Source organism: Haloarcula sp. HT12, from assembly GCF_055271655.1.
This window is the reverse complement of record NZ_JBUXKW010000002.1, coordinates 367,799-392,257: the sequence shown is the minus strand read 5'-3', so window position 1 is coordinate 392,257 and position 24,459 is coordinate 367,799. Positions and strand designations below refer to the sequence as shown.

Sequence of the window (24,459 nt, the reverse complement as noted above, 5' to 3'; positions counted from 1 at the left end):
CCGGATAGGGTCACTCATTCCTATAATTCGGCTGATAGACGGCCACCAGTGAGTCGGACAGAACTGTTTTACAGTCGGTATCCCAGGAAACAGTAGATGGATACCTGGCTGCGACGGACGCTGGTATATATCGTCGCGCTTGGCGGCATCATTCTGGGGTATGCGTTCGCATACGACTACGGAATGGCAGCGTTCGAAAACGACCCGCAACCGTTCCTGCGGTCGCTTCGTGTCGTGGTCGAAACGTTCACCACGACCGGGTACGGCTCGGACGCCCCGTGGAGCACCACGGAGATGCGGCTGTTCGTCATCGTGATGGATATCACCGGCGTCGTGCTCATCTTCCTCGCGTTGCCGGTACTGTTGTTTCCGCTGTTCGAGGAAGCGATGGAGACAACAGCCCCGAACACGGTCGAGAACGGCCTCAGCGACCACGTCGTCATCTGTCAGTTCTCTCCCCGCGGTGAGACGCTCGTAACCGAACTCGACACCTGGAACGTCGATTACGTCATCGTTGAACCGGACCGGGACCGGGCCAACGACCTCTATGAAGAAGGGTACCATGTCATTCACGCCGACCCGCAATCCGTCGACGGGCTCGAACGAGCACATCTGTCCTCCGCCCGGGCGCTCGTCGCCGATGCGTCCGACCAGGTGAACACCAGCATCATCCTCACTGCCCGCGAAGTCGACGAATCGGTCCAGACTGTCAGTGTCGTCAAGGAGCCCGACCGCGCGAAGTATCACGACCTCGCCGGCGCCGACGCCGTCCTGTCGCCGCGTGGACTGCTCGGGGAGAGCCTCGCCAGCAAGGTGACGACCGGCGTCTCGACGACGCTCGGGGATTCAATCGAGATCGGTGAGGACTTCGATATCGCCGAACTGCCGATCCACCGCGGGAGTGACCTCGTCGGGACGACGCTAGCCGACAGCGGCATCCGGGAGCAGACCGGCGTCAACGTCATCGGCGCGTGGTTCCGCGGCCAGTTCGTGAGCCCGCCCGATCCCGACGCCGAACTCGACGGCAGTACGGTCCTGCTGGTCTCGGGTACCGAGCGCCAACTGGAGCGGCTCAAGGAGATGACTCTCTCCAGCGTGCGTGGCTTCCGCCGCGGGGAGACCGTTGTCATCGGCGCCGGTGAGGTCGGACAGACGATCACCTCGGCGCTTACGAGCGCCGGGGTGCCGCATACGGTGCTCGACCAGACCGACGAATCGGGCGTCGACGTCGTCGGCGACGCCACAGAGCCCGATGACCTGCGACACGCCGGCGTCGGCGCTGCCAGAACGGTTATTCTCGCCCTCTCGGAGGATACTGACACCGAGTTCGCGACGCTTGTCATCCGTGATCTCAACCCGGACGTCGAAATCATCGCCCGTGCCGAGGAAAGCGAGAACGTCCAGAAGATGTACCGTGCGGGCGCGGACTACGTCCTCGCGCTGTCGACGGTCAGCGGCCGGATGCTCGCCTCCACGATCCTCGAAGACGAGGACGTCATCTCGATGGACCAGCAGGTCGAGGTCATCCGCGTCGCCGCCGACGGCCTCGGTGAGACGACGCTCGGCGAGGCCGATGTCCGCTCGCGGACGGGCTGTACGGTCGTCGCCATCGAACGGAACGGCTCGGTCATCACTGACCTCGGCCCCGACGTGACTATCGAACCGACTGACCAGCTCGTCATCGCCGGCACCGACGACGGCGTGACGCGGTTCAAGTCGGTGTTTGGCTAACCACCTTTTTCTACGGGGGGTTCGGGCGCTACGCGCCCTCAACCCCCGTACAAAAACGTGGGCGAAAAAGGCCGGAATCGCCGCACGGCGGCGATTCCGGGGAACCGGCGGCGTCGCCGCCGGATGCTGGCCGCCCTGCCCTTCCCCGGTTCGCGCGATGAAACGCGCTCACGGCCGTCAGTAATCCACTCTTCGGACGAACAGTAGCGGTAGGCCTATCGCTCGTCCAGCGGCACGAACGTGGTTTCGTCAGGGTTCTTGCCGACGTAGCGGGCGCGCGGGCGGATCAGACGGTTGTCCTCGATGTACTCGAAGACGTGGGCGACCCAGCCGCCGACACGGGACATCGCGAAGATCGGGGTGTAGATGTCGATCGGGATGCCCATCTGGTAGTACGTCGACGCGGAGTAGAAGTCGACGTTGGGGGCCAGCCCCTTCTCCTCCATGAGGTAGTCCTCGATGGTGGTCGACATCTCGTACCACTTCAGCGTCCCGGCGGCCTCGCCGAGTTCCTTCGAGCGTTCGCCGAGGATCTTCGCCCGCGGGTCCTTGACGTTGTAGACGCGGTGGCCGAAGCCGGAGACGCGACGGCCCTCGTCGAGGGCGTTTTTGACCCAGTCCAGCGGGTCGGATTCGGCGTCGTCGACTTCCTTTAGCATCTCCATAACGTCCTGGTTGGCCCCGCCGTGGAGCGGTCCCTTCAGCGTCCCGATGGCGGAGGTGACCGCGCTGTGGACGTCCGACAGCGTCGACGCCGTCGTGATAGCCGAGAACGTCGAGGCGTTGAGGCCGTGGTCGGCGTGGAGCACGAGCGCCTGGTCGAACACGTCAGCCAGCACGTCGTCGGGCTCCTCGCCGTTGAGCATGTAGAGGAAATTCGCCGCGTGGTCGAGATCGTCGCGAGGTGCGACGGGCTCCTTGCCGTCGCGGATACGAGTGAACGCCGCGATGATGGTCGGGATCTTGGCCGTGATCCGCCGGCCCGTTTCGAGATTGACCGTCTCGTCGGTCGGCTCGGCGTCCTCGGGCGCAGGGTCGAACGCCGAGAGCATCGACACCGCTGTCCGGAGCGCTGCCATCGGATTCTCGTCCGCTTCGGCGAGTTGTCGCACGGTCGAGATGACGTCGTCGTCCACGTCGCGTGCGTCCACCATCGCCTGCTTGAACTCGGAGAGCTCGTCCCGGTTCGGCAGGTGACCGTGCCAGAGCAGGTACAGCACCTCTTCGTAGCTGGCACCCTTCGCGAGGTCCTCGATGGTGTACCCCCGATACACGAGTTTGCCAGCGTCGCCGTCGATAACGCTGAGTTCGGACTCGGCGACGATGACACCCTCGAGTCCCTTCTTGAGGTCGTCGGACATACGCAATCTCTTCCCTACCTTCCGGGAAAAACATTTTCTTTCTGGGCCTGTGTGTCACACTGTCAGGAGTTGAGACTGCCCGTTCGTTTACTATTTTCCGGATAAGTTCGTTTGTCTATGACATCGATGCCGGGGAACTCGTCGTTCATTCGCTCGCGCTCGGCTCAGTAACGCTCGGGTGCCGACCCAAATAGTGAGGAACGTTTTTGCTCGGGGCCGTCGAACCGGCGGCTATGGACCCGACAGGGACGGTCGAGTACGAACCGGTCAGCGTCAAGCAGGTGCTGGCCGAGATGAAAGACACCGCCGAGTTGCTCATTGATCTCTCGTACTCGGCCGTCCTGCTGGGGAGCGACGACGTGGCCGCGGAGGTGCTGGAATTAGAGGAGAAGATGGACGTGCTCCAGTTGCGCGCACGCATGAGTCTCCTGATGGCCTGTCGGTCGACAGCGGACGCGGAGTCGCTGGCCCCCGTTCTGGGGATGGTCGGAGCGGCGGAGAAAATCAGCGACGCCGCCGGCGACATCGCCAAGATCGTACTGGAGGACATCGGCCTGCCGGACACGATGCGGGCGGCCCTCCCCGAGGCCGTCGAGACGCTCGTGCGGGCGACGATTAGTTCGGACTCGCCGCTGGCCGACGAGACGCTGGGGGGCCTGAACCTCGAAACCGAGACTGGCGTCCGTGCGCTAGCAATCCGACGGCAGGGGAACTGGTTGCTCAATCCCGACCGGGAGACGCGCCTCGAAGCGGGCGACGTGGTGCTGTTCCGGGGCCCCGAAGACGGCATCGCCGAGGTGTATCGGGACGCGACCGGCGACGTGTACGAACCGCCGGAACCGCCCGAGGGCGGCGTCCGTGATCTCGAACGCGCCGTCGATTCCATCGTTCTGATGAAGGACATGGGCGAACTGGCGGTGGACCTGGCCTACGGCGCGGTGCTGTTCGACAGCGCTGAGGTCGCCGAGGAGGTCGTCGAACTCGAAGCCGAAGTCGATGCGCTGCAGTCCCGGTTCGAAGCCTGGACGCTCCGGGCCGCCGCCGACATCGACGACCCGGTGTCGCTGCGGGGACTGGTACATCTAGCCCGGTCGACGGAGGTCATCTCCGACGCCGCACTGGAGATGAGCGAGGGCGTTCTGCGGGGGCTGTCGACCCATCCGGTCGTTGCCGAGGCCGTCCAGGAATCCGACGAGGTCATCGTCCGGACCACGGTGTACCCCGACAGCGACCTCGCCGGAACGACTATCGGCGACGCGGAAGTCAAGACGGCGACGGGCATGCGGATTATCGCGATACGGCGCGGGGCCGGGGAGAGCGAACGGACCGGGCGCGAAGGCGGCGACTGGGTCGTCTCGCCGGGCCCGGAGACGCGGATTCAGACGGGCGACGTACTCATCGCGAAAGGGACTCGGACCGGCGGCGACCGGCTGACAGACCTATCGAAGGGAGAATAGCCCGAGTCACGCTACTGCCGTCTGGCGAGACGGACAGCCGACACTGCTGTGAACAGCGCCGTCAGCAGGCCGCCAAGCGAGGTGGCGAGAACGAACGCCAGTGCCACGTAGAACGCCATCGGCCGCTGGGTCCCCGGCAGGACGAACAGGGCGAACAGCCCCGCCGTGAACAGGCCGGCGACCGCGAAGCCGATCTTCGCGTTTCGTGGCACGTTCAGCGCCGCGACCATCGCCGCTTTGCCGCTCTGTGGCTCGGACTGGGACACGCCCGCCGATAGGGCCGGTGGCCCCAAGACGCCGTCGGTCCGGCGCAACTGCTGGTGGAATCCGAACCAGTAAAGGCTCCCAAGGCAAACGTGAGAACAATGGTTACTTTCGGTACGGCGACCGCCGCCCCCGGCGAGATGGACACGGGGCGGCTGGAGGTCGGTGAGACCCGCGACGGGTCGACGTTCGGGCTACCGGTCGCCGTCGTCAACGGTGTCGACGACGGGCGGACCCTCTACATACAGGCGGCCAGCGACGGCGACGAGCTGAACGGCGTCGGCGTCATCCAGCGGACGCTCCCGCAGCTCGACCCGACGGAGCTGTCCGGGACGATTCTGGTCTGTGGCGTCGTGAATTACCACGCCTTCCAGATCGCCGAGCACCGCAACCCGATCGACGACACGAAGATGAACCGGGCGTATCCGGGCGACAAAACGGGGACGTCGAGTGAGCGCATCGCCGCCGCGACCTTCGACGCCGCCATCAGCGCCGACTACGTCCTCGACCTGCACCAGGGGTCGACCTCGCGGATGATCGACGAAGTGCGGGTCCGGTGTGGCACCCGCCATCGCCTCCACGAGGAGTGTCTCGAACTCGCGAAGGTGTTCGGTTGTGGCTACATCCTCGACCAGAAAGGCCCCGACGGGCAGTTGGCCCGCGCCGCCCCAGACGAGGGCGTCCCGACAATCGACCCCGAACTCGGCGGCTGTGTCGGCTGGGACGAGCGGTCCATCCAGCGGGGCGTCGACGGCGTGTTCAACGTGTTGCACTACTACGGCTTCCTCGACGGCCACCACGACACCCGACCCCAGACCCGCGCCTCCGGGTTCGAGCAGTACGGCTCCCCCGTCGGCGGCCTCATCGACCTCAAGCCCGATCTCGGCGACCGCGTCGCCCGCGGCGAGACGCTGTTCGAGATAACTGACGTGTTCGGCGAACCGAAGGCCGAAATCACCGCCGACTCCAGCGGCGTGTTCTGGCGCGCCCGGCGGCTCCCGCAGGTCGCGACCGGCGAGTACGTCTGCTCGGTCGGGACGAACGTCGATACGTACTAGAACCCACTTTTTACGTCGGGGGGTGTCCTCGGCCGCGATGCGGCCTGTGGGCACCCCCCTCGCAAAAACGTGGGGAAAAACGCGGGACCTCGCTTCGCTCGGTCCCGCGCTCCGCGCCGCGTACCCTCGCTTGCTGACCTGCCTTTCCCCGGGGCGGCCGACGGAGCGGCCGCCCGGCCACTGAGGCTTCGCCAATCTGGCCACAGGCACCGACTGTCGCTCTCTGGAACGCCGCCGCCAGCTTTTGGACCGTCCGCATCCGAGTAGACCCATGCGCATCTGTAGCGTCTGTAACCGGGAGTACCCCCGCGAGGGGGCCTGGCGGTGTTCCTGCGGGAAGCCGCTCGACTACGCTACCCAGCCGCTACCCGACAGCCGGCCAGCGCAGTTCTCGCGGACCAGCGGCGTCTGGGACTTCGCCGAGTTCCTCCCGATGGACGAGCGAGTCAGCCTTGGCGAGGGCTGGACGCCGCTGATCGATGCACCCGAGTGGGACGCCACGTTCAAACTGGAGTCTCTCCACCCGACGGGGAGCTTCAAGGACCGCGGCGCGGCGACGGTCATCGCCGAGGCGCTCGAAGTCGGGGCCGACCGCGTGCTCGAAGACTCCTCGGGCAACGCCGGGCTGGCAGTGGCGTCCTACGCGGCCCGGGCGGGCCTGGACGCGGAGATATACGTTCCCGCGAGCGCGACGGAAGCGAAACGTCGCCGCATCGAGCGAACCGGGGCCGAGGTGGTCCCAATCGAGGGGAGTAGAGAGTCCGTAACCGCGGCCTGCATCGACGCCGTCGAAAAGGGTGCGGGCTGGTACGCCAGCCACGCCTGGAACCCCGCCTTCTTCGCCGGGACGGCGACGGCCGCCTACGAGATCGCCGCACAGCGGAACTGGACCGTCCCGGACGCCGTCGTCACGCCACTCGGTCACGGGACGCTGTTTCTCGGGCTCTATCGTGGCTTTCGGACACTGGAGCAGGCTGGATGGACGGAGGCGGTGCCGCGCATACTGGGTTCCCAGGCGGTCGGGTACAGTCCTATCGCCGACGGAGCGGGCAGTGCGTCGGATATCGGTGCTGCCAACGAACTCGCCGACGGTATTCACATCCGCGACCCGCCACGCGGCAACCAAGTCCGGCAGGCAATCGACGAAACCGACGGGGCCGCCGTCGCCGTCTCGGCTGCGGCAACGGAGCGGGAACGCGACCGTCTCAGCAGGGCGGGGTTCCACGTCGAGCCTACCTGTGCGACGGCGACCGCGGCGCTGACCGAGTTCAGAGAGCGGGGAGAACTCCAGGACGGTGACGACGTGGTTGTTGCGTTGACTGGGCGAAACGACTAACGCATCAGCAGGGTCGAGACCGGGAAGTCGGCGTCGACGGAGAGCCACTGGTCCTCTACGTCTGTCGTGTCGACATCCGGGGCGTAACAGATGAGTCGTTCGCTGCCATCGGGACGGGAGCGCACCACGGCAGGCAGTACCCCCTCGTCGGCGTCCGTCGCCGCCGTCACCTCGCTCGTCGACCGGGTATCGGAGTCCATGTCCCGACTCACGACAGGTGTTATTATTGTTACCAGTCGGTTATCGGGCGTAAGGGCTACTGAACGTCCTCAAGCGAAACGAGTTGGTCCGACGGCACGGCCAGCCACTTCGCTTCCAGCTCGGTACTCGCGAGGCGGGGCGGATACAGGATAGAGCGCTGGCCGCCACCCGCAGCTGGCTCGTGTTCGACAGTCAGTAGCTTCTCCGTGGCCTCGCCGTCCGTCGTATTTCGTCGCTGGGTATCTGACCTCTCGCTGCTCATGGGCGCAGATAACGGTATACCAATATTGTTATCCGTAGTCTAAATCGAGGTATATCCCCATATTACCGGAATATTCGTGGTGCTTACTACCCGGTAGCCAGTTCGAACCGGGTAGTAGACCGAGACGGGGCCACGATGGATCTTCAGGCGGGAAGTTTACACGACGGGATCACACCCCAAACGGAGTTGTGTGGATTGTGTCCGGCACCGATCCCGAGGTCGAGATATGCCGGTGATCGCTACGCCAAGCCGTATCAGCGGGCGGGGTGAGTGGGTGCGTCGAACCCGCCGCGGACCAGCGGCTTCGCGATGTGGCGGCGAGCGACCGGCGGCACCTCGTACCACCCGTGTTCCAGCCCCCGCTCGATGGACTGTGTGATCTTGCTGTCGGCGCTGGTCCCGCAGTCCCGACACCGATAGCCCTGGTTCCGCCCGGCGGATTTCATCGACCGGCTACAGTCCGGGCAGTCCGGGGTGACGGATTCCGTCCGGACGAGTTCCCGGACCGCGAACTTCTCCAGTTTGAGCGTGCCGTCGCTCACCTCGCCACAGGCGGTAATCCGGTCGCCCACCCTGAGCGAGCGGACCCGGTCGCGAAAGCCCTTCGTGGGCTCGAAGGCCGCGCAGTCGAGGGTCGTCCCGTCGTCTTTGAGCGCAAAAAACACGTGCCCACCCGCTCGGGTTTCAGGGGCCTCGACCACATCGCCGGTGACGCGGTAGGCGCTATCGTCCCTGATCGCATCGAGCGTTGCGTCCCGGAGATGCACGTCGGTCCCCTGGTTCGTGACGAACGTCGCCCGGCGGGCAATTGGTTCACTGTCGATGGCGTCGGCGACGGCACGGCAGGCGGCGGGGTCGTCGCCGCGGATGCCGTAGAGAATCGGACACGGCGTCCGCGGCACGCAGACCGGATAGCCCGATTCGCGGTCGACCGTGTCCCACACGTCGGGATAGTAGTCCTCGGCTGCAGCGTGGACGCTCTCGCCGTCGACCGACCGCTCCGTGCCCCACCGGTCCTGTGCCCGGTAGGCGATATGTTCGTAGGTCCAGTCCGACAGCGCGGCCCAGGCCCCGACCGCCGCGAGCGCCCCGACCAGCCCGCGGCCGTTGCCCCGCTGGCAGCGGGCGAACCCGACCACGTCGGCAAGCGTCGTCGCGGTCATCGGGTCCTGTATCGACTGGATCGTCTCGCGGGCGAACGTTGCGACCTGCGGCGGGACGTCTGCCGGGTCACAATCCGCGACGACGGCACCGGGATTAGTCCGGGGATCGTCGGTCTCGGCCATATCGAGAGTGTCTTCGACCAGGCCACGGGCCGTATCGGCATCGAGGTCCGTGTGTACCGCCAGCGCCGCGTTCCCGCGGGTCTTGTGCTCGACGGCGGGGTTCAGCCGGACGAGCAGCAGCCGCTCGACGGTCCCTCCGGCGTCCCGGATCGACTCGGCGAGGCTGGCGGCGGCGTAGGTCGTACACATCCCCCGCTCGCGCGAGTCCGTATCGTCGAGGCCGATGACAGTCACGGACGTCTGTAGTCTCGAAGCGGTCAAACCCTTTTCGTCACGCCCGGGAGCGAATCCGGCCTGAGAGTTCAACGAGCGGCGCAATGCATATAATGGGTGAACGGCCTAGACTCAGTAGAGGTACAGAGTACTATGTCACGGTCGGCGCTGGTGGAAAACGTCATGGCGATGCTCGAAGACGCTGGCTTCCTCGTCAGCGACCGCTGTGCGATTCGCCCGAAGAGTTTCGACATCGCTGCTCGCCGCGGTGAGGACGTGTTGCTCCTGAAGATACTGGGCAACATCGACGCCTTCGACGCACAGACCGGCGGCGAGATGCGGCGACTGGGCACCTACCTGAACGCCACGCCGATTGTGATCGGGCTCCGCACACGCGACGAGGAGCTGAAACCCGGCGTCGTCTACTTCCGCCACGGCGTCCCCGTGCTGTCGCCGGACACGGCGATGGACCTGTTCGTCGAGGAGGTCCCGCCGCTCATCTACGCTGCTCCGGGCGGGCTCTACGTCAACATCGACTCCGAGATCCTCGCCGACGTGCGCGAGGATCGGGACTGGTCGCTGGGCCGCCTGGCGAAGGAACTGGGCGTCTCCCGCCGGACGGTCTCCAAATACGAGGACGGGATGGACGCCTCCGTCGAGGTGGCCGCCGAGCTGGAGGACCTGTTCGACGCGCCGCTGACCTCGCCGGTCAGCGTCCTCGACGGGGCCGAGGAGGTCCGGGACGACGAGCCGACGCCGGACGACCCCGACGTCGCACCGGAGGACGAGCCCATCGTGACGGTGTTCACCCGCATCGGCTTCGAAGTCCACCCGACGGACCGCGCTCCCTTCAAGAGCGTCAACGAGAGCGAGGACCGACACGAGCAGGTGCTCGCCGGCCACTCGGCATTCACCGAGACGGCTGAGAAGCGAGCCCGTATCATGTCCTCGGTCGGCGAGGTCACCCGCACGCGGTCGGTGTACGTCGTCGACGAACTCCGGCGCGAGTCCGTCGACGGGACCGCGCTCATCGAGAAAGACGAGATGGACGACATCCAGGACGCCACTGACCTGCGAGACCTGATTATGGAGCGCGGCGAGGACCGCGAAGAAGTGGCCTGAGCGGTCGCTGGCCGTTTTTGCTGTCCGTTGAAAACGAACCGTCGCAAGCGACGGGTCTACTGGCCGTACGTCTCTTCGAGGTATTCGACGATATCGTCTGACTCGGGCATCCCGTCAACGCCGTTGTCCTTGTCCACGAGGACGGGGACGCCGGTCTGGCCCGATACCTCCTTCACTTCGGTCCGATCGTCGTGAGAGCGCGGGACCATGTGCGACTCGTAGTCGAGGCCGAGCTCGTCGAGTTTCTTGATTACCTTCGCGCAGTACGGACAGCCTTCGAGTTCGTAGAGTTCCAGATTAGCCATTGCATCCCTGTTTGGGCCGCCACCGTCAAGAACACATCGGAGGTGTGCTCGGGTCACGCAGGGGCGAAGCGTCACCGTCCGGACTTACACGTCGATGTCGTCGGGCGCATCGGCGAGCAGGTCCGACGCGGTCACGAGCGAGGATAGTTCCAGGTCGTGGTCGGCGAGGTTCTCACCGGCCCCCTCCTCGCGGTCGACGACGACGAGCACGCGGTTGACGACAGCGCCGGCCTCCCGGAGCGCCTCGGCGGCGTCGACCGCACTCTGGCCGGTCGTCGCGATGTCTTCGAGGATGATGACCTCCTGGCCCTCGGTCAGTTCGCCCTCGATGCGGTTGCCCGTGCCATACTCCTTGGCCTGCTTGCGGGCGATGACGTAGGGGATACCGGTTTCGACGCTGGTGACCGCGACCAACGGGACCGCGCCGAGGGCGACGCCGGCCAGCGTGGCGTCCGTGTCCCACTCGGCGATGCGCTCGGCGAAGGCTTCAGCGATGCGATCCAGACAGGCGGGGTTGGTCTCGAAGACGTACTTGTCGACGTAGTAGTTCGACGTGCCGCCGTGGGAGAGCTCGAACTCCCCGAACTTGACGGCGTCGGCGTCCCGCAGCGCCGCGATGAGTTCGTCGTTTGCCATACGCTCACTGGACAGTCACGGGGCTAATGACTGTTGGATTCAGACAGCGACATTCCTAAGCCCCTCGCACTCAGACAGTCGCTCGAATGCAAGTGTTCGGGTCGAGCGGCGTCCGAGGTGTCGCGGGCGATGAGCTGACACCGCGGTACGTCCTTCGGGTTGCACAGGCCGCCGGGGACGTCTGGCGTGAGCACCACGACCGCGTAGCGATCGCCCGGGACACGCGGACGACCGGGCGGACGTTCACCAACGCCGCGACCAGCGGGCTGACGGCCGTCGGGTTCGACGTCGACCGCCTCGGCGTCGTCCCGACGCCGGGCCTGCAGGCCTACTGCGAGCGCGAGGCTGTCCCGGGCGTGATGATCACGGCGAGCCACAACCCGGCCGCGTACAACGGCGTGAAACTCATCGGCGCAGACGGCGTCGAACTGACGCGGGACACGCTCGACCGCGTCGAGCAGTCCCTCCGGGACGATACGCCAACGTACGCGGACTGGGAGACCGTCGGATCCGACACCGCCATCGAGAGCGCTCGCCGCCGCTACCGCGAGCAGGTGTTTGCCGCCGTCGACCGCGACCGCATCGACGACGCCGACCTCACTGTCGTCGTCGACCCCGGCCACGGCGCTGGCTCGCTGACGAGCCCCGACCTGTTCCGCGAGCTCGGCTGTGAAGTCCACACGGTCAACACCCAGCCCGACGGCCACTTCCCCGGCCGCGACCCCGAACCCGTCGCCGAGAACCTCGAAGACCTGCGGGCGTTCGTCCGGGCGACCGACGCCGACCTCGGGTTTGCCCACGACGGCGACGCCGACCGCGGGATGTTCGTCGACGAGACCGGGACACACATCGAGGGCGACGCCGCGCTGGCCGCGCTCGCGGCGGCGAAAATCGAGGCCGGCGACGGCGTCGTCTCGGCGGTCAACGCCTCCCAGCGACTCGTCGACGTCGTCGAGGACGCCGGCGCGACTCTCTCGCTTACCCCCATCGGCTCGACGTACATCGTCAGCCGCATCCGCAAGCTGCAGGACGAAGGCATGCACGTCGCGATTGCCGGCGAAGGCAACGGCGGCATCCTCTTCCCCGACTACCGCATCGCCCGGGACGGCGCGTTCACCGCCGCGAAGTTCCTCGAACTCGTCGCCGAGCGGCCGGCGAGCGAGGTTGCAGCGGACTACGACGACTACTACAACGTCCGGCGGAACCTCGAATACGAGACCGAAGCCGAGCGCGAGGCGATGCTCGAAGGCATCGAAGCACACGCGAACGACGCAACGGCCGACCTCGACACGACGGACGGCTACCGCCTCGACTACGGCGACGGCTGGGTGCTGGCCCGACCGTCCGGGACGGAGCCAGTCGTCCGGGTCTACGCCGAGGCGCGCACGCTCGACCGGGCCGAGGAACTCGCCGAGACGATGGTCAGCCGGGCGACCCGGCGGATAGACAGCTACAGCGAGGAGTGAGTTTCTACGGCATCGTCGATAGCTGCACGGGCCTCGCGGGCGGCCGATAGCTCGGTTTCGACAGCGCCGCTCGCCAGTCGCTCGCGCTCGCTTTCCGTGAGTTCCGAGCGAGCGACGGCGCTCTCCCGGAGCCGCTCGTAATCGTCACGCTCCGCGAGCCCACGCACCTCCCGCAGCGCCGCGACCACGGACTCGTCGGCGAAGCGGGCGACGACCGAGCGGTACTCCCGGCAGTACCACGGCAGGGCGTCGGCCGACGGCGGCGGCCAGTCGATCCGCACCGGCTCGGCGTCGAGCCGACGGAGATACGTCCGCCGGGTGGCGACGGCGCTCCGCAGCGCCGCCGCGTCGTCGACGTAGTGGTCCAGTTTCGAGGCCGAGTAGTCGGCGTACTCAAGCAGCTTCGGAATGGGTTCGGTCCCGGCGTCGTGCTCGCGGACGTACGTCAGCAGTTCCGCGGGCGGTGACCGGAACTCGACCAGCGGGTACGCGTCCGCCCGCTCGATGACCGCCAGCGCGTCCCTGGCCGGCGTCTCGCTTCGGAACGCCCGGAACGCCTCGGTGACGGCGTCGTTGTAGCGTTCGATGGGGTCACGGAGGCGCTCGACCGGCGCGTCGAGGTCGGCGTCGCCGAGCCGCTGGAGCCGTTCCAGTTCGTCGATGCGGTCGCTCAGTTCACCGCGTCGACGGTTCGCCTCGGTCCGGGCTTTCTTGTACTGCTCGCGCGCGTCGTCGAGTTCGTCGAGTCGCCCGACGAGGTCGCCGACGGGCGACAGCATCTCGCGGGCCTGCTCGAAGTCACTTTCCGTGAGCCGGCGCTGCTGGAGGAAGTCGTCGATTTCTTCGAAGGTATCGCGCTCGGGCAGGTCCTCGGGGAGGTCGTCGGTCAGCGTCCCGACTCGACCCTGGAACTCCATGAACGCCTCGAAGTCGCCGCCGCCGGTCGCTCGCCCGTCGTAGCTTTCGAGTAGCTTCCGCAATTCGCTGTAGATGTCACGGCAATCACGCAGCGCGTCCGCCCCGATCTCCTCGACGCGTGCCTGCGCTCGGTCGTAGGCGTCGGCGGCCTGTTTGAGGCGCTCCACGGCATCGGGGGTGCCGTCGTTGCGTTCGGTATCGGATCGCGCCATCAGTACACGTCGTCGGGGTCGAACACTCGCTCGCCGACCGTCTCGCCGTCGACGGTCCGGTGGAAGCAGGACTCGTAGCCGGTGTGGCAGGCCCCGCCGGTCTGCTCAACGACGTACAGCAGGGCGTCCCCGTCGCAGTCGACCCGGACCTCCTCGACAGCCTGCGTGTGGCCGCTCGTTCCCCCTTTGTGCCAGAGTTCGTCCCGGCTGCGGGAGTAGTAGTGGGCCTCCCCCGTCTCGCGGGTCTTCCGGAGGGCTTCTTCCGTGACGTAGGCGAGCATGAGCACCTCGCCGGTGTCGGCGTCCTGGGCGACAGCGGGGATGTACTCCTGCTCGTCGAACGCGAGGTCGACATCGGTCATACTCGGGCGGAGGCGTGTCCGAAAAATAGGTCTTCTGCTCAGACGACCGGGCTCCCTCAAGACAGGGCCTCCGAAAGCCGCGTCGAGAGCGTCGTTGTGCTATCGTAGCGCTGTCCCGGCTCGGGAGCCATCGCGCGCCGGATGACCGTGTCGACGCTCCCGGGAAGGCTGGTCCCGGAACTGGGTGTCCGGAGCGAGCCGTCGCGGATTGCACGGCGGAGGTCGCTCGCCCCGCGGAACGGCTCGCGGTCACAGAGCAGTCGGTATGCGACGGCACCGAGTTGGTACACCGGCGTCGTCCGTTCGACGGCCCCGGCCAACTGTTCCGGCGCGGTGTAGGGCGTGACCCTGTCGTCGTCGAATGCGCTCGACACCGCGCGTTCGATGCCCCACCCGGCGAGCGCCGCTCGAACGGGCTCGTCACGCGAGAGAATCCGTATCGAGTCGGGCGAGACGGCCGTCGCGTACACGTCGTTGCGCGCCGCAGCGGTTACCGCCGCGGCGACGTCATCGAGCACCTGCCGACGGGCATCTAGCGAGAGCGACGCGCAGTAGTCGTCGGCAGCCCCCTCGCCAGCACGGTAGGCGATCCAGGCGCTCGGGCTGACGCCGACCTCGTATATTGTCGATACCGTCGGTCGGTCGGCGACGGCCTGCCAGTTCTCGACAGCGGACATGAACCGCTTGACCGCGCTGCCCTCCTCGCCGCGGTCCGGGTCGAGTAACGCGATGTGTGCCACCTCGCCGTCCGTCCACGTCCCGCGATACCGGTGGACGTAGCCGGAAGTGTCGACGGTTTCGAGTTCTGTGAGGTCGGGAATCGCGGCCATGAGCGTACTCGCCGTAGTCATAGGGCCGATCTCGGACGGGTCCGTCACATCGGCGTCACCGTCGTCCGGGTCCGGGTCATTGACGGGTGCGGAGAGCCGGTTTCGCTTGAACCGAACGCCGGACTCCGCGATGCCGTGACGGATGAAGCGGTGGTCGACCGACTGCTCCGTCCGACCGTCAGTGTCGCGGAGTTCGAGCCGCTTGAAATCGAACGCGCGCTGAATCGCTTTCGCGTCGTTGCAGACGGATTCGAGGTCATCGCCCACGTGAAACACGACAGCGTCGCCCTCGGGAACGACCACCCATGCGTCGAGCATCCCGCTGCGTTGCACCCGGAGGCACTCGAACAGTTCGTTCCAGTAGATGTCCCCGACGATATCCGGGGCGTCCCAGCGTAGCAGGCACGGATGGCGATCCGCGTCCATCCGGTTCTGGGCCGCTCGCATCGCGTCAATACGACGGTCATAAGTGGAAAAGACCGCCGCGTCGGCCGGATCGCGGCGGTACTCCCTGACGAGCCACTCGCCGTCGGCCTTGATGAGTTCGAGCGGCGGCTGACAGGGCGGACGCGGACCGCCCGCCGAGCCGACGCCTCTAGATTCGCGCCGTGTCTCGTTGCCGCTCATTCGGTAGCGACACCTCGTGCGTTCACCCGTGGCTCTCGGCTGTAACAACTGCGTGCCCCCGGAACCCCGTCCATGTTGGCTACGAAATACTACAGTCTATTTTCATATAAAAAGCCTCGGTTGAGAGAAACGTTCACCCCAACCGAGCGCCTCACGCCAGCCCGACGGCCTGCAACAGCGAGAACAGCACGTCGCCGTAGGTCAGCGAGACGAGCAGGCCGGCGAACATCGGGACGAGGAACGGAATCCCGGGCGAGATCCACACTTCCTCCTGTTCGACGAGCACGTCCAGCCCGTCCCGGAGCTGGGCCGGCGAGGTGCCGTAGGCGGAGTGGTCGATGTCGTTCAGGAACCGCTCGGCACCCCAGGGGTCGTCGATGGGGTCGCTGCGGTCGGACGCACCGGTTTCGTCGCCGGGGCCTGTCGGCCCGTCGACATCGTCGATGACGCGGTCACCACCGTCGGCCGCAAGCGACCCGTCGCCGGGGTCGTTCGGGACCGCCGGCAGCGAGGTCGGCTGCCGATACCGCTCGGGATCGGCACGGATGTCGGCGAGCGAGCAGTCGCGCCAGCGCAGGTACATCCGGAGGGCATCGAGGTCGAGACCGCCGCGGTCGAACCCGTCGGGCGATTCGAGCAATCGACCGTACTCCTCGGTGACGGCGGCGGCGTCGACGGGCCGCCCGATGAACATCGCCAGTGAAAACCGACCCTTGGCGAGGTTCCCGGCGGCGACCGCCAGCGGATAGACGACGCCGGCGAGCACGGTATTCGAGAGAATTGTCAGCGAAAACACGCCGATAGCGCTCTGCTGGAGCGGGAGCGCGGTGCTTGGCATGGGCAGATAATACACCGGGTAGACGGGAAAGAGGACGGCGACGAGCATGAACGCCTTCGCGTCGGCCCCGCCGAACCCGCCCATGAGCCAGAACCCGTACGACAGCGGAATGACGAAGCCCAGACTGATCGCGACCCTGATGAGGAACAGCCGCTGGCCGACCGCGGTCGGGCCAGTCCAGACAGTGTAGGCGTCCCACAGGAGGAGCACGACCGCCAGCACGGCCAGCGGGGTCCAGGTCCGGTTTGGCACCCGCCGGGTTTTCACGTCGCGGTAGGCCGCCCACCCGAACACCGGGACGGCGACCAGCCGAAGCAGGTCCGGTATCGACCCAAGCACGGCTGCATGCAACACAGCGGTGCCCCTAATGGTTCCGATACGACGGCTGTGAAAAGCGGTTGCTACCGGGAGAGAAAGGTAGTGCGCTGCAGAAGCCGCGTTAGATGACGCGGTTCTGCAGGTAGTCGAGGTGCTTGGCGTTGTAGACGATCTTGACCTCGTCGGCGTCCGGGCTGCCGATACAGGTCAGGCGAACGTTCTTCTCTTCGACTTCCTCGTCGCTGAGGATCTGCTGCATGTCCATGTCGATGTCGCCTTCGAGGACGATGGCGGCACAGTTCGCACAGGCCCCAGCGCGACACGAGAAGGGCCAGTCATAGCCCTGGGCCTCGGCGGCCTCGAGGATGTACTCGCCTTCGTTCACGTCAAGGGACCCGTAGTCCTCGTCATCGAGGTCCATGTCGGACGCCTCTGCGAAGACGTCGTCGTCGTACATGTCCCAGCCGTTATCGTCCACTACTTCGTAGTTAAGGTACTCTACCGTGGGCATCACCTGTTCGGTTCGGACCCCGCCCTGTTAGACTTTGCCCTTCGGGTTTAGGCCGTGCAAAATAATGAGGGACAACGCGGGGATTCGTCGGAGAATCGGTGCCATCGGTTCGGGAATGGTCACCGCTCAGAGGATCGGGAGGAACCGGAACACCAGATACGCTGCAAGCGTCGCGATCGATGGGACGATGTTCTGGAGGAAGATCACTCTGGCAGTGGTCCCGGGCTCGAACAGGTCCGACGCCGACGGGATATCTTCCCGCGATTCCTCGCCGATCGGCTCTGTTTCGGCCGGCTTCGGCGTCCCCTTCTTGCCGCCGACGGTCGGGGCGTCTGCGGCTTCCGCATCGGTAGTCAGCGCGCCGACGGAGGCGACGGGCGCCTCACCGTGGACAGTGTCGGAGAGGCTCGTCGTTCGCGTCGCGCGGCCCCACCCGAGCCCGACGATGCTCATCGTCGCGATGATGACGAAACTCGCCGGGATACCAAGCGCGGAGAGGAAGGTGACGATGGTGGAGGCGACTGCCGCGACGACGATTGCGGCGACCAGCGGGAGGTCGGTCAGATCGTTGCCGACGGTGTCCATCGTCCGGCGAGCGATGGTGAACGCACCGAGGCCGATAGCGCCGCCGCCGAGCAGGATAGCCGGGTACAGCTCCAGCGAGCCGTTGCCGACGAGGGGGGCGACGGCGTTGGCGACGTTCGACGCACCGGCCGAAAAGCCCATGTAACACCCGATGCCGATGACGACGACGGTCCCGACGAACTCACGCGGCGTCGTGTTCTCGCCGAGAGAGGGGCGGGGTATCGCGCCCGAACGGTCGAAATCCAGTAGCGCGCCTTCGCTCTGGGAGACGGCGAACCACTCGACGAGCCGGGGGTAGAAGTACCGCCCGATGACGCCGCTGACCCAGAAGGCGATGATCGGTGAGACGAGCCACCAGGAGACGATTTCGAGCATCAGGGCGGCGTTCAGCGTCCCGCGAGCGAGGCCGAGGCCGGCGATTGCGCCGACGGCCGTCATCGATGTCGACGCCGGAACCCCGACCACGTTCGAGAGGAACAGCGCGACGCCGATGAAAAACAGCACGACGATGCTGATCAGCGGCGAGAACTGCGTCGCGACGAGGTCACTGCCGAGGCTCTTGACGACAGCGGGGCCGACGATGAGTCCCCCGGCCATGGCGAATATCGTCATCAGGGCCGCCGCCGAGAGCTTTGAGAGCGTGTTCGACCCGACCGCAGGCCCGAACGCGACACCCGTGGAAGATCCCCCGATGTTGAAGCCGACGAAGATAGCTACCAGAACACCGAGGGCAAAGAGAACTTCGACCATACAGGTGCCAGTTTCCCACCGGGTTAAAACGTACCGAACAGGTGCTCGACCAAGTTTCGGCAGGCGTTAGGACGACCGCTCGTCCGAGCCACCGTCGTCAGTATCGGATTCGCCGGCCTCCCCAGCGAGGTGCTCGTCGTCGGCCGGCACCGTCTCCTCGACCTCTGCAGCTGTCTCCTCCACTTCCTCTGCTGTCCGCTTGGCCGCTTCGACCTCCGCCGTGACTGACTCGGCGGTCTGTTTCGCCTCGCTTGTCTTGTCTTTCACATCGGTCGTCTTGTCCTTGACCTCGGTCGTTCTGTCTTTCGCCTTCGTCGCCTTGTCCTTGACTTCGGTCGTCTTGTCTTTCACTTCGGTCGTCTTGTCCTTCACTTCGGTCGTCTTGTCCTTGACCTCGGTCACTTTCTTGGCGGCGTCCTCGTCACCGGTCTCGGTCGCGGTCTGTTCGACTTCGTCGGCCGTCTGCTCTACTTCGTCGGCCGTCTGTTCGACCTCGTCGACGGTTTCCTCCACTTCATCCGCGGTCTGTTCCACCTCGCCGGCAGTCTGCTCGACATCGTCGGCCGTCTTCTCGACGTCCTCGGCGGCCTCGTCGACCGTTTCCGCGGCGTCCTCGACCTCGTCGGCGGTGGTCTCTAGTTCCTCGGCAGTCGTCTCCAGTTGTTCCGCGGCCTCTTCGAGTTCAGCGGCCTTCGTGGCGACGTCCTCGTTCGTCCGTTCGAGGACGTTCGCCAGGACGAGGAACTGCAGGAGGCCGACGACGACGAACGCCGAGATGGCGACGCTCGCAGCAGTCGCGAGCACCGATGTCGCGCCGGCATCCAGCGGCAGGACACCGAACGCTGCCAGTCCCCAGGCCAGTGCCAGGGCGACGGCGACGACCAGCACGGCCTGCTCGAACAGCCGGTACTCGCGCTCGTACCGCCCGAACATGATTGCTTCGAGCCGACGGGCGAGCGGTGTGAGGACGAGTGTTGCAGTAACCATAGCGGACCTTTCCCATGACGGCGTAAAAGGATGGGGGTACACCGGAGCCAGCCGTCCAGACACAGCGGACCGACACGCTTTCGACGGCCGGCGCCGGACCTCCGCCCATGTTTCCCGAGTTCGAGGTCGTTCCCGCGGTCGACATGCAGGACGGACAGGTGGTCCAGTTGGTCGGCGGCGAACGGGGCACGGAGAAGACCTACGGCGACCCGGTCGAGGCCGCACAGCGGTGGGTCGACGCCGGTGCGCGGACGCTGCACCTCGTCGACCTCGACGGCGCGTTCGAAGGCGAGCGACAGAACGCCGCGGCCATCGACGCCGTCCTCGACGCGGTGGGGGCCGACGTGGGCGTGCAACTGGGCGGCGGTATCCGGACCGCCGAGGACGCCGTCTCGCTGCTGGACCGCGGGCTTGATCGGGTCATCCTCGGAACGGCGGCCGTCGAGACGCCCGAAATCGTCCGCGAAATCAGCGACGAACACCCCGGCAGTGTGCTGGTGAGCCTCGACGCGAAGGACGGCGAAGTCGTGGTGTCGGGATGGACCGAAGGCACCGGGCTGGACCCCGCCGAGGCCGCCGAGCGGTACGCCGACCTCGGGGCCGGCGGCATCCTCTTTACCGACGTGGACGTGGAGGGGCAACTGGAGGGGGTCAGGACAGAGCCGGTCCGTCGGCTGGTCGACAGCGTCGACATCCCGGTGATCGCAAGCGGCGGCGTGGCGACAATCGACGACGTGCTGGCGCTGCGGTCGGCGGGGGCGGCGGCCGTCGTCGTCGGCAGCGCGCTCTACGAGGGGCAGTTCACGCTTGACGCGGCGATGGACGCCCTCGGCGAGACCTCGGAGTAGCCCGGTCGGCTGAACGCATAACCGTGTGGCAGCCTCACAGCACACATGGACCGAAACGAGGTGCGTCGCGCGTGGGACAGCGTCTCCGAGACTTACGCCGAGCGGCGCGATCCGACCGGGTCGGACGCGGCACTGCTCGATGACCTGCTCGAACGGCTCTCCGGAGCGCCGACCGTCCTCGACGTGGGCTGTGGCGACGGTGCCCGAACGCTCGCGAACCTCCCGGCGGACAGCGTCGGCCTCGACTTCTCGCGTGCGGGGCTGGCCCTCGCCGCCGAGACGGTGCCGGACAGCCGACTCGTGCAGGGCGATATGACGGCGCTCCCGATTGCGACCGACAGCGTGGACGCGATCACGGCCTACCACGCCGTCTTTCACGTCCCGCGGGACCAGCACCCGGCCGTCTACCGGGAGTTCGCTCGCGTGCTCCGAGCGGGCGGGACCGTGCTGATGACGCTGCCGAGCGGCCGGTTCGAAACCGTCCGCCGCGGCTGGATGGGCGGATCGATGTTCTTCTCGGCACCGGGCCGGCGGGCGACCCTCGACCAGCTGGCCGAGGCCGGCTTCACCGAGACGGAGACGGTCACCGCGGCGGACCCCCTCGGGAGCGACAGCGAGTTCGTCTTCGCCACGCTCGCCACGGACTGAGCCTACTCGCCCAGGTCGTCAGCCGTGCTGACGTGCATGCCGACGAACTGCCACTCGCGCGTCCCGTCGGAGGCTTCGAGGGTCCCGCTCCAGCGGGTGTCGTACTCGTGGCGGACCCTGTCCTCGGTGTCGGTCCAGCACAGCTTCACGTCGTCGCTGAACCACGCGTAGCCGTCGCGTTCTGTCACCCGGAGCGCACGGCTGTCGACGGCCCAGTCCGTCGTCGTCTCGGTCTGTTCCCGCAGTCCGTCCCTGATGGCGTCGGTTCCGACCAATTGCTCGGAGATGCCGAACTTAACGACCGAGCAGTCCGCATCGAGGGCGAAGAACGGACCGAGGGGGTCACCGGCACGGAGCGCCGCGTAGTAGGCCTCGATAGTCGCTGTGGCGTTCATACACGCACATACAGCGGCCAGCCACTTCATTGACACACCCGTCGGACGGGCTCACCGAGCGGTGTCGCTGCGTTGGCTGCTCAAAGCTTGTCCGCGAGGTCTTCGGCGAAGTAGGTGAGAATCAGATCCGCGCCGGCGCGCTTGATAGACAGCAACGACTCGTAGGCGACCGCTTCGAGGTCGAGCCACCCCTTCTCGGCGGCGGCGTGCAACATCGCGTACTCGCCGGAGACGTTGTAGGCGGCGACTGGGTGGTCGTAGGACTCCCGAATTTCCTTGACGATATCAAGGTACGGCAGCGCGGGCTTGACCATTAGTACGTCCGCGCCCTGCTCGACATCCAGGTCGACTTCGCGGCGGGCCTCGCGTGCGTTCGCGGGGTCCATCTGGTAGTGCCGGCGGTCGCCGAAGGCCGGTGCGCCGTCGGCAGCGTCCCGGAACGGACCGTAGAAGGCCGACTCGTACTTCGCGGCGTAGCTCATGATCGGCACGTCGGTATCACCCTGGGCGTCCAGCGCTTCCCGGATCGCGCCCACCATGCCGTCTATCATCCCCGACGGCGCGACCATGTCGGCCCCGGCCGCGGCGTGGCTCGCGGCGATTTTCCCCAGCAGGGCAAGCGTCTCGTCGTTTCGCACCGTCAGCCGCGGGTCTTCGGCGGCGTGGTCTTCGAGGACGCCGCAGTGGCCGTGGTCGGTGTACTCACAGAGACAGACGTCCGTGATGACGTAGGCGTCGGTTTCGCTCGTGATCCGGCGGGTCGCCTCCTGTACGACGCCGTCTTCGGCCCAGGCGCGGCTCCCGCGTTCGTCTTTCGATTCCGGGACGCCGAACAGCATCACCGCTTCGACGCCGGTTTCCAGAATCTCTTCCACGCGGTCGACCGCCGCATCGACCGGGACCCGTTCGTGGCCCGGCATCGTCTCGATGGGGACGCGCTCGTCGGTGGTCGCATCGACGAACACCGGCGCGATGAGGTCCGACGCCGAGAGGTCTGTCTCGCGTACCAGCGGTCGCACGCCGTCGGTCCGCAGGCGGCGCGGGCGCTGTGTCAGGTTCATACCCCCACTTCAGTCCGTGGCCGGCATCAACCCACCGCTTACCGACCTACTCCGTCTCGATCCGCTCGCGGAGCCAGGCCGTCCACAACACAGGTCCAGTACGAATATTTACACCGGTGAACGTGTTACCTTCGGGTATGGCGACATCGGTGTCAGTCGACGAGGCTACCAAAGACCGCCTCGAACGACTGCAGACGGAGATCGAACTCGAAACTGGTCGGTCGGTGACACAACAGGAACTGCTAGATCGTATCGTCAAGCGGGAGTTCGAGTCGAAATCAGCCCTCGTCGATTCGTTTCGAGAGGACTGGGATGGCGTCTCCGGCGAGGAGCGCGAGCGGTGGCTCGACGGCACCGCGTCTTCTGGGAACCCCGTTGCGGAGGCTGATATTGACGACGTCCTCTATGACGAGGAGGCCGCCTCGAAGTGACGATTGTCGTCGATACAGGGGTCTTCTACGCCCACCACGACAGGGATTCCTCTCGGCACGAATCCGCCCAAAACGCCCTTTCAATCGTCCTCGACGGACAGTTCGGCCGACCGATTACGAGCGATTATGTTTACGACGAAACGGTGACCCTCACGCTGTCGAGATTTGGCGATGCGACGCAGGCCCGAACGGTTGGAGACCGGATTTTGGGCAGGAATGGGTTCCCCGATGCGATCGATCTCATCTTCCTCGGCCGTGACCTGTTCTTTGAGGCTGTGGATGTCCGGGAGCGGTACGCGGATCACGGCCTGAGTTTTACCGATGCGTCAACGATTGCCCTAGTGGAGCACCACGACTTCGATCACGTGCTGTCTTTCGACGACGATTTCGACGGTCTCGTCTCGCGGCTGAACCCCTCTGACCTCTAATACTCGTCGGCCGTCTCGATCCGCTCGCGGAGCCAGGCGGCCGCGTCGGCGACGGTCGCCGGGTCATCGCCCGTGATTTTCACCCGGCCCGGCGCGTCGTCCTTGCGCGGATAGCTCCCGACGGCGACGTTGAACTGCTCGCGGGCTTCGGTAACGCGGCCGACCAGAGCGCCCTCCGGGGCGGGCGTGTGAATCGTCTCCGTCGTCCGGGTGCCGTCGAACTCGTCGGCGACGGTCTCGTACATCGCTTTCAGTTCCTCGGGGATACCCGGGAACACGTACACGCGGTCGATGACACAGCCGGCGGCGAAGCTCTCGTCTGTCAGCAGCGCTTGCCCGCCTTCCGGAATCGACGCCCACGCGTCGAGGTCTAAGTCCATGTCGTACCGGTCCACCATCTCGGGGTTGTCGTCAGCGAACTGCTCGGCCTTCGCTTCGAGGTGTGCCCGGACGTCCCCGGGAACGACGAGGTCGCGGCCGAACGCCTGTGCGACGCCGGCCTTCGTTACGTCGTCGGGCGTCCCGCCGATACCGCCGGTGACGATGACCGCGTCGAAGGCGTCGTGATACCGCGCCACGGCGTCGGCGATGACCGCCTCGTCGTCGGGCACGGTCAGGACACGGCTCACGCTCGCTCCAGCGGCCGTGAGTTGGCGGCCCAGCCACGACGCGTTCGTGTTCTCCGTATCTCCGGCCAGCAGTTCGTCTCCGACGGTGAGCAATGCGACCTCCATCATCCCGCCGTGGGGGCCTGCCGGCGTTAAGCGTTTGGCCGACTGGGAAACCAATCTCCCGAATACACTGCGCTGTGCCGATACGAATCCGTACTGATGGTATATAATGACATTATATCCAGTCTAGCCATATGCCGGTAACATACATATACTGCCTCCTGCTAACTTGGGTCATGGTACTTGTCAGCAATTGTGTCGACTGCCTCAAACCCGTCGACCCGAACCAACACCACTCGTCGAACACAGACAGCGAGGAATCCGAGACACACCCTTGGGAA

The 24,459-nt window shown here is 66.2% G+C and carries 27 protein-coding genes; 10 read left to right on the top strand and 17 right to left on the bottom strand.

Annotation, left to right across the window (positions count from 1 at the left end; all coding sequences use genetic code 11):
• Window positions 1-96: 96 nt before the first annotated feature.
• Window positions 97-1,731, top strand: a complete 1,635-nt coding sequence (locus ACY9XZ_RS07160) for a potassium channel family protein (protein ID WP_463456365.1) — start codon at window positions 97-99, stop codon at window positions 1,729-1,731.
• 215 nt (window positions 1,732-1,946) lie between these two features.
• On the opposite strand, the gene citZ is transcribed toward ACY9XZ_RS07160, so the two are convergent.
• Entirely contained in the window at window positions 1,947-3,092 is a 1,146-nt protein-coding gene (citZ, locus tag ACY9XZ_RS07155; RefSeq protein WP_463456364.1) for a citrate synthase, read from the bottom strand.
• 233 nt (window positions 3,093-3,325) lie between these two features.
• On the opposite strand from citZ, the gene ACY9XZ_RS07150 reads away from it, so the two are divergent.
• On the top strand, window positions 3,326-4,549 hold the full coding sequence (locus ACY9XZ_RS07150; RefSeq protein ID WP_463456363.1) for a potassium channel family protein: 1,224 nt from the start codon (window positions 3,326-3,328) through the stop codon (window positions 4,547-4,549).
• An 11-nt stretch (window positions 4,550-4,560) separates the two neighbouring features.
• Here ACY9XZ_RS07150 and ACY9XZ_RS07145 read toward each other — a convergent pair whose 3' ends face one another.
• Window positions 4,561-4,815, bottom strand: coding sequence for a DUF7536 family protein (locus ACY9XZ_RS07145; RefSeq protein ID WP_463456362.1), 255 nt, complete (start codon window positions 4,813-4,815; stop codon window positions 4,561-4,563).
• A gap of 99 nt (window positions 4,816-4,914) precedes the next feature.
• Here ACY9XZ_RS07145 and ACY9XZ_RS07140 point away from each other — a divergent pair, with 99 nt between their 5' ends.
• Together ACY9XZ_RS07140 and ACY9XZ_RS07135 are read left to right on the top strand one after the other, a co-directional pair.
• A complete protein-coding gene (locus tag ACY9XZ_RS07140; RefSeq protein ID WP_463456361.1) occupies window positions 4,915-5,871 on the top strand; it encodes a succinylglutamate desuccinylase/aspartoacylase family protein in 957 nt (318 codons plus the stop codon).
• A 271-nt stretch (window positions 5,872-6,142) separates the two neighbouring features.
• On the top strand, window positions 6,143-7,207 hold the full coding sequence (locus tag ACY9XZ_RS07135) for a pyridoxal-phosphate dependent enzyme (protein ID WP_463456360.1): 1,065 nt from the start codon (window positions 6,143-6,145) through the stop codon (window positions 7,205-7,207).
• Here the strand turns inward: ACY9XZ_RS07135 and ACY9XZ_RS07130 are convergent.
• From ACY9XZ_RS07130 to ACY9XZ_RS07120, 3 genes are all read right to left on the bottom strand, one after another.
• A complete protein-coding gene (locus tag ACY9XZ_RS07130; RefSeq protein ID WP_463456359.1) occupies window positions 7,204-7,407 on the bottom strand; it encodes a hypothetical protein in 204 nt (67 codons plus the stop codon). The two genes, ACY9XZ_RS07135 and ACY9XZ_RS07130, sit on opposite strands and share 4 nt — an antisense overlap.
• Window positions 7,408-7,463: 56 nt before the next feature.
• Complete coding sequence (locus ACY9XZ_RS07125; RefSeq protein WP_463456358.1) at window positions 7,464-7,670, bottom strand: hypothetical protein; 207 nt, start codon at window positions 7,668-7,670, stop codon at window positions 7,464-7,466.
• Between the two features lie 254 nt (window positions 7,671-7,924).
• Window positions 7,925-9,190, bottom strand: coding sequence for a TiaS agmantine-binding domain-containing protein (locus ACY9XZ_RS07120; protein WP_463456357.1), 1,266 nt, complete (start codon window positions 9,188-9,190; stop codon window positions 7,925-7,927).
• A 132-nt stretch (window positions 9,191-9,322) separates the two neighbouring features.
• Between ACY9XZ_RS07120 and ACY9XZ_RS07115 the strand changes: the two genes are divergently transcribed.
• The gene (locus ACY9XZ_RS07115; RefSeq protein WP_463456356.1) at window positions 9,323-10,291 is read left to right on the top strand and encodes a transcriptional regulator; all 969 of its coding nucleotides are present in this window, start codon (window positions 9,323-9,325) and stop codon (window positions 10,289-10,291) included.
• Between the two features lie 56 nt (window positions 10,292-10,347).
• Here the strand turns inward: ACY9XZ_RS07115 and ACY9XZ_RS07110 are convergent, their stop codons facing one another.
• A complete protein-coding gene (locus tag ACY9XZ_RS07110) occupies window positions 10,348-10,596 on the bottom strand; it encodes a glutathione S-transferase N-terminal domain-containing protein (protein WP_463456355.1) in 249 nt (82 codons plus the stop codon).
• An 84-nt stretch (window positions 10,597-10,680) separates the two neighbouring features.
• A complete protein-coding gene (gene pyrE, locus ACY9XZ_RS07105) occupies window positions 10,681-11,232 on the bottom strand; it encodes an orotate phosphoribosyltransferase (RefSeq protein ID WP_463456354.1) in 552 nt (183 codons plus the stop codon).
• Window positions 11,233-11,318: 86 nt separating this feature from the next.
• Between pyrE and glmM the strand changes: the two genes are divergently transcribed.
• Window positions 11,319-12,698 carry a phosphoglucosamine mutase gene (gene glmM / locus ACY9XZ_RS07100; RefSeq protein ID WP_463456353.1) on the top strand — a complete coding sequence of 460 codons (1,380 nt, stop codon included), beginning with the start codon at window positions 11,319-11,321 and terminating at the stop codon, window positions 12,696-12,698.
• On the opposite strand, the gene ACY9XZ_RS07095 is transcribed toward glmM, so the two are convergent.
• The 7 genes from ACY9XZ_RS07095 to ACY9XZ_RS07065 all read right to left on the bottom strand — a co-directional run bounded on the left by ACY9XZ_RS07095 (window position 12,683) and on the right by ACY9XZ_RS07065 (window position 19,636).
• Entirely contained in the window at window positions 12,683-13,828 is a 1,146-nt protein-coding gene (locus ACY9XZ_RS07095) for a DUF7118 family protein (protein ID WP_463456352.1), read from the bottom strand. The two genes, glmM and ACY9XZ_RS07095, sit on opposite strands and share 16 nt — an antisense overlap.
• On the bottom strand, window positions 13,828-14,190 hold the full coding sequence (hisI, locus tag ACY9XZ_RS07090) for a phosphoribosyl-AMP cyclohydrolase (RefSeq protein WP_463456351.1): 363 nt from the start codon (window positions 14,188-14,190) through the stop codon (window positions 13,828-13,830). Before hisI ends, ACY9XZ_RS07095 begins: the two co-directional genes overlap by 1 nt.
• Window positions 14,191-14,246: 56 nt before the next feature.
• A complete protein-coding gene (locus ACY9XZ_RS07085) occupies window positions 14,247-15,647 on the bottom strand; it encodes a protein kinase family protein (protein WP_463456350.1) in 1,401 nt (466 codons plus the stop codon).
• 151 nt (window positions 15,648-15,798) lie between these two features.
• Window positions 15,799-16,824, bottom strand: coding sequence for an A24 family peptidase (locus tag ACY9XZ_RS07080; RefSeq protein WP_463456349.1), 1,026 nt, complete (start codon window positions 16,822-16,824; stop codon window positions 15,799-15,801).
• A gap of 100 nt (window positions 16,825-16,924) precedes the next feature.
• Window positions 16,925-17,314, bottom strand: coding sequence for a ferredoxin Fer1 (gene fer1, locus ACY9XZ_RS07075; RefSeq protein ID WP_463456348.1), 390 nt, complete (start codon window positions 17,312-17,314; stop codon window positions 16,925-16,927).
• Between the two features lie 126 nt (window positions 17,315-17,440).
• Window positions 17,441-18,649 (bottom strand): anion permease, encoded by a 1,209-nt coding sequence (locus tag ACY9XZ_RS07070; protein ID WP_463456347.1) that lies wholly within the window; start codon window positions 18,647-18,649, stop codon window positions 17,441-17,443.
• A 66-nt stretch (window positions 18,650-18,715) separates the two neighbouring features.
• Window positions 18,716-19,636 carry a hypothetical protein gene (locus ACY9XZ_RS07065; protein WP_463456346.1) on the bottom strand — a complete coding sequence of 307 codons (921 nt, stop codon included), beginning with the start codon at window positions 19,634-19,636 and terminating at the stop codon, window positions 18,716-18,718.
• A 107-nt stretch (window positions 19,637-19,743) separates the two neighbouring features.
• Here ACY9XZ_RS07065 and hisA point away from each other — a divergent pair, with 107 nt between their 5' ends.
• Window positions 19,744-20,484 carry a 1-(5-phosphoribosyl)-5-[(5-phosphoribosylamino)methylideneamino]imidazole-4-carboxamide isomerase gene (gene hisA / locus ACY9XZ_RS07060; RefSeq protein ID WP_463456345.1) on the top strand — a complete coding sequence of 247 codons (741 nt, stop codon included), beginning with the start codon at window positions 19,744-19,746 and terminating at the stop codon, window positions 20,482-20,484.
• Window positions 20,485-20,529: 45 nt separating this feature from the next.
• On the top strand, window positions 20,530-21,132 hold the full coding sequence (locus tag ACY9XZ_RS07055; protein ID WP_463456344.1) for a class I SAM-dependent methyltransferase: 603 nt from the start codon (window positions 20,530-20,532) through the stop codon (window positions 21,130-21,132).
• A 2-nt stretch (window positions 21,133-21,134) separates the two neighbouring features.
• Here the strand turns inward: ACY9XZ_RS07055 and ACY9XZ_RS07050 are convergent, their stop codons facing one another.
• The gene (locus tag ACY9XZ_RS07050; protein ID WP_463456343.1) at window positions 21,135-21,527 is read right to left on the bottom strand and encodes a nuclear transport factor 2 family protein; all 393 of its coding nucleotides are present in this window, start codon (window positions 21,525-21,527) and stop codon (window positions 21,135-21,137) included.
• An 80-nt stretch (window positions 21,528-21,607) separates the two neighbouring features.
• Entirely contained in the window at window positions 21,608-22,588 is a 981-nt protein-coding gene (gene hemB / locus ACY9XZ_RS07045) for a porphobilinogen synthase (RefSeq protein ID WP_463456342.1), read from the bottom strand.
• Window positions 22,589-22,725: 137 nt separating this feature from the next.
• On the opposite strand from hemB, the gene ACY9XZ_RS07040 reads away from it, so the two are divergent.
• Both ACY9XZ_RS07040 and ACY9XZ_RS07035 read left to right on the top strand, forming a co-directional pair.
• Window positions 22,726-23,019: a hypothetical protein gene (locus ACY9XZ_RS07040; RefSeq protein WP_463456341.1), complete on the top strand. Its 294-nt coding sequence runs from the start codon at window positions 22,726-22,728 to the stop codon at window positions 23,017-23,019.
• Window positions 23,016-23,447, top strand: a complete 432-nt coding sequence (locus ACY9XZ_RS07035) for a type II toxin-antitoxin system VapC family toxin (RefSeq protein ID WP_463456340.1) — start codon at window positions 23,016-23,018, stop codon at window positions 23,445-23,447. Before ACY9XZ_RS07040 ends, ACY9XZ_RS07035 begins: the two co-directional genes overlap by 4 nt.
• Here the strand turns inward: ACY9XZ_RS07035 and ACY9XZ_RS07030 are convergent.
• Window positions 23,444-24,181, bottom strand: coding sequence for a competence/damage-inducible protein A (locus ACY9XZ_RS07030; RefSeq protein WP_463456339.1), 738 nt, complete (start codon window positions 24,179-24,181; stop codon window positions 23,444-23,446). The two genes, ACY9XZ_RS07035 and ACY9XZ_RS07030, sit on opposite strands and share 4 nt — an antisense overlap.
• Between the last annotated feature and the right edge of the window lie 278 nt (window positions 24,182-24,459).

Coding starts and splice junctions, on each gene's coding strand:
- ACY9XZ_RS07160 (WP_463456365.1), top strand. CDS start 97: ATGGATACCTGGCTGCGACGGACGCTGGTATATATCGTCGCGCTTGGC.
- citZ (WP_463456364.1), bottom strand. CDS start 3,092: ATGTCCGACGACCTCAAGAAGGGACTCGAGGGTGTCATCGTCGCCGAG.
- ACY9XZ_RS07150 (WP_463456363.1), top strand. CDS start 3,326: ATGGACCCGACAGGGACGGTCGAGTACGAACCGGTCAGCGTCAAGCAG.
- ACY9XZ_RS07140 (WP_463456361.1), top strand. CDS start 4,915: ATGGTTACTTTCGGTACGGCGACCGCCGCCCCCGGCGAGATGGACACG.
- ACY9XZ_RS07135 (WP_463456360.1), top strand. CDS start 6,143: ATGCGCATCTGTAGCGTCTGTAACCGGGAGTACCCCCGCGAGGGGGCC.
- ACY9XZ_RS07130 (WP_463456359.1), bottom strand. CDS start 7,407: ATGGACTCCGATACCCGGTCGACGAGCGAGGTGACGGCGGCGACGGAC.
- ACY9XZ_RS07125 (WP_463456358.1), bottom strand. CDS start 7,670: ATGAGCAGCGAGAGGTCAGATACCCAGCGACGAAATACGACGGACGGC.
- ACY9XZ_RS07115 (WP_463456356.1), top strand. CDS start 9,323: ATGTCACGGTCGGCGCTGGTGGAAAACGTCATGGCGATGCTCGAAGAC.
- ACY9XZ_RS07110 (WP_463456355.1), bottom strand. CDS start 10,596: ATGGCTAATCTGGAACTCTACGAACTCGAAGGCTGTCCGTACTGCGCG.
- pyrE (WP_463456354.1), bottom strand. CDS start 11,232: ATGGCAAACGACGAACTCATCGCGGCGCTGCGGGACGCCGACGCCGTC.
- glmM (WP_463456353.1), top strand. CDS start 11,319: ATGCAAGTGTTCGGGTCGAGCGGCGTCCGAGGTGTCGCGGGCGATGAG.
- ACY9XZ_RS07095 (WP_463456352.1), bottom strand. CDS start 13,828: ATGGCGCGATCCGATACCGAACGCAACGACGGCACCCCCGATGCCGTG.
- hisI (WP_463456351.1), bottom strand. CDS start 14,190: ATGACCGATGTCGACCTCGCGTTCGACGAGCAGGAGTACATCCCCGCT.
- ACY9XZ_RS07085 (WP_463456350.1), bottom strand. CDS start 15,647: ATGAGCGGCAACGAGACACGGCGCGAATCTAGAGGCGTCGGCTCGGCG.
- fer1 (WP_463456348.1), bottom strand. CDS start 17,314: ATGCCCACGGTAGAGTACCTTAACTACGAAGTAGTGGACGATAACGGC.
- ACY9XZ_RS07070 (WP_463456347.1), bottom strand. CDS start 18,649: ATGGTCGAAGTTCTCTTTGCCCTCGGTGTTCTGGTAGCTATCTTCGTC.
- ACY9XZ_RS07065 (WP_463456346.1), bottom strand. CDS start 19,636: ATGGTTACTGCAACACTCGTCCTCACACCGCTCGCCCGTCGGCTCGAA.
- hisA (WP_463456345.1), top strand. CDS start 19,744: ATGTTTCCCGAGTTCGAGGTCGTTCCCGCGGTCGACATGCAGGACGGA.
- ACY9XZ_RS07055 (WP_463456344.1), top strand. CDS start 20,530: ATGGACCGAAACGAGGTGCGTCGCGCGTGGGACAGCGTCTCCGAGACT.
- ACY9XZ_RS07050 (WP_463456343.1), bottom strand. CDS start 21,527: ATGAACGCCACAGCGACTATCGAGGCCTACTACGCGGCGCTCCGTGCC.
- hemB (WP_463456342.1), bottom strand. CDS start 22,588: ATGAACCTGACACAGCGCCCGCGCCGCCTGCGGACCGACGGCGTGCGA.
- ACY9XZ_RS07040 (WP_463456341.1), top strand. CDS start 22,726: ATGGCGACATCGGTGTCAGTCGACGAGGCTACCAAAGACCGCCTCGAA.
- ACY9XZ_RS07030 (WP_463456339.1), bottom strand. CDS start 24,181: ATGGAGGTCGCATTGCTCACCGTCGGAGACGAACTGCTGGCCGGAGAT.